At 54.1% G+C, this 2,353-nt stretch carries 3 protein-coding genes; all 3 read left to right on the top strand.

Going from position 1 to position 2,353, the window contains the following annotated elements; genetic code table 11:
- The first annotated feature begins 116 nt into the window (after positions 1-116).
- Positions 117-527: a GNAT family N-acetyltransferase gene (locus B3797_RS14695; protein ID WP_311791467.1), complete on the top strand. Its 411-nt coding sequence runs from the start codon at positions 117-119 to the stop codon at positions 525-527.
- 24 nt (positions 528-551) lie between these two features.
- The gene (locus tag B3797_RS14700; RefSeq protein ID WP_311783131.1) at positions 552-1,241 is read left to right on the top strand and encodes a helix-turn-helix transcriptional regulator; all 690 of its coding nucleotides are present in this window, start codon (positions 552-554) and stop codon (positions 1,239-1,241) included.
- Positions 1,242-1,261: 20 nt separating this feature from the next.
- Positions 1,262-2,353, top strand: a 1,092-nt coding sequence (locus B3797_RS14705; protein ID WP_311791465.1) for a cytosine permease, incomplete at its 3' end; no start/stop codon positions are given.

Raw genomic sequence — 2,353 nt, forward strand, 5'->3', positions numbered from 1 at the left:
CACAGGGGTAATATTAGCCCTTGCGTCCGACTGAGCCTCATGGTAATAATGAAAATTCCGGAAGTTTTCTATCCCTCCTTTTTCTATTCATATTTCTATCATATGGGCATTATTATATGGAAATAAAGATCGGCCATATTAAGGACCAACAGACCGAAGAATATATTATTCAGCAGCTCTGGCAGCATAATAGCCGCTTCGCCGACGTTAATATGAAGCCGCTGAACGTTATATTGTACGATGACGAACAACATATTAAGGGCGGCCTGCTGGCCCACACCTGGTTCGGCACGCTGGATATTCACTATTTATGGATAGATGAGGCCTATCGCCAACACGGCACAGGGCGTCAGCTGATGCAAAAGGCCGAAGAAGAGGCGCGCAGCCGCGGCTGCCATATGGCTGTAGTGGATACCCTAAGCTTTCAGGCTCGCGGTTTTTATGAAAAGCTCGGCTATCGCGTCTATGGCGAACAGGATGGCTATGCGCAGCGCTTTGCCCGTTATTATCTGGCAAAAAGATTATAACCCGCACTTAATCAGCGAGGCGCTATGGGCAGCCCATATCGCAGTATCGACGATTTTCTTGCCGCCTTTGCCACTACCATGGATCTATTACCTACGCCATGGGGGTTTAAAGATGCGGCGTCGCAGCATTTATATATGAATACCGCGGCGAGGCTATATACCGCCACGCCGAAAAACTATTCATTAGAGGGCAAAAAAGATAATGAGTTTCCCACGCCCTGGAGCGACTGCGCCGATGAATTTTGCGAGCATGATGAAAAAGCCAAAGCGCTGAACACCGGCGTCGCCGTTATAGAAACCCATTACTGGTATGGAAAAAACTATCTCACGCCTTTTATCAGCGAAAAATATCCGGTATTCGATAGCCGCAATGTTTTCCTGGGCTGCATCTGGAATGCACGACCGCTGGAGAGCCTTACTGCGCTGACGTTTATTCATCCACAAAAGGCCTCTGTGCTGACGACGCAGCTCGAACACCCTCTTTTTACCCCTGCCGAACTGGATGTGATCTTTCTGCTGCTCAGGCGATTCAGCGCAAAAGAGATCGCCAGGATTTACAACCTCAGCGTGAAGACCATTGGCAATCGCATCGCCACCCTTTACCAAAAGGCGGGCGTGCACTCGCTGCAACAGTTCGAGCAGTACTGCCGCGCTGAGTCGCTGGAGAACTATCTGCCAGAGAAACTGCTCAGTAAAGGCGTCTCTTTTATTTAAACCGGCAAGGAAAACCTGTTGTGAGTAAATTTGATGACTACCCGTTGAGCCGAGTGCCCGCGGGCGAAAGGCTCTCGCTGCTTAGCGTCGCCATTGTGCATATGGGCATGCTGACCGCGCTCGATCAGTTTATGCTCGGCGCCGTACTGGGCAACAGCATGACGCTCGGCGAAGCCTTCACCGCCATCACCCTGGCAAGCCTGCTGTTTGGCTTGCTGACTTTCGCGCTCGGCTATGCAGGGATGCGCGAAGGGTTATCGGGCACTCTTCTGGCGCGCTGGTGCGGCTTCGGCCTCCACGGCTCGGTCCTGATCGGATTGCTGGTCGCCGTCAGCCTGCTCGGCTGGTTTGGCATCCAGAATGCGGTTTTCGCCCGCTCGCTCAGCTACGCGCTGGGGGGCAAGCTGAGCTTCGCGCAGTCCGCCTCCTTGTCAGGCGCGGTGCTGACCCTGCTGGTCGCCTTTGGCTTTAAGGCGTTGCGTTTTACCGCGCGCGTGGCGGTGCCGCTGTTTATCGCGCTGGTCGGCTGGATTTTCTGGCATGCGTTCCACGGCGAAACGGGAAGCGGCATAGCGCCGGTCGCCGCGACGGAGACTATTACCGTGAGTGCCGCCATTACCATGGTGATTGGTGGCGCCATCCTCGCCAGCCTGATGACGCCAGACCTGACGCGTTTCTCACGCAGCGGTAAAGATGTTTTCGCCATCACGCTGTTGACCATCCTCGCAGGTGAGTATGGCGTTAACGGGCTGGCTATTCTGATAGCGAAAGAGCTGCATACCTCCGATATCATTGCCATCCTTACCCAGACCACCAGCACGCTGGGGCTGTTCGCGGTGGTTTTCTCGACCCTGCGTGTTAACGACCTCAACCTCTACTCCTCAACGTTGGGCATTGCTAACGCCACGGAAGGGCTGACCGGCTTTAAACCGCGCTATAGCATGATTACGCTGCTGCTGGGCTTCCTTGGCACGCTCTGCTCTGTGCTGGGTATTCTCGATCGTTTCGTGGATTTTCTTGAGCTGCTGGGCGTGGTCTTCCCGCCGGTGCTGGGCGTAATGATTGTCGATTACTATCTGCTGAAAACCGATCGCCAGACGCTGGCGCAGAGC

This window comes from Pantoea sp. UBA5923 (genome assembly GCF_002431095.1).
Lineage (GTDB): Bacteria > Pseudomonadota > Gammaproteobacteria > Enterobacterales > Enterobacteriaceae > Pantoea > Pantoea piersonii.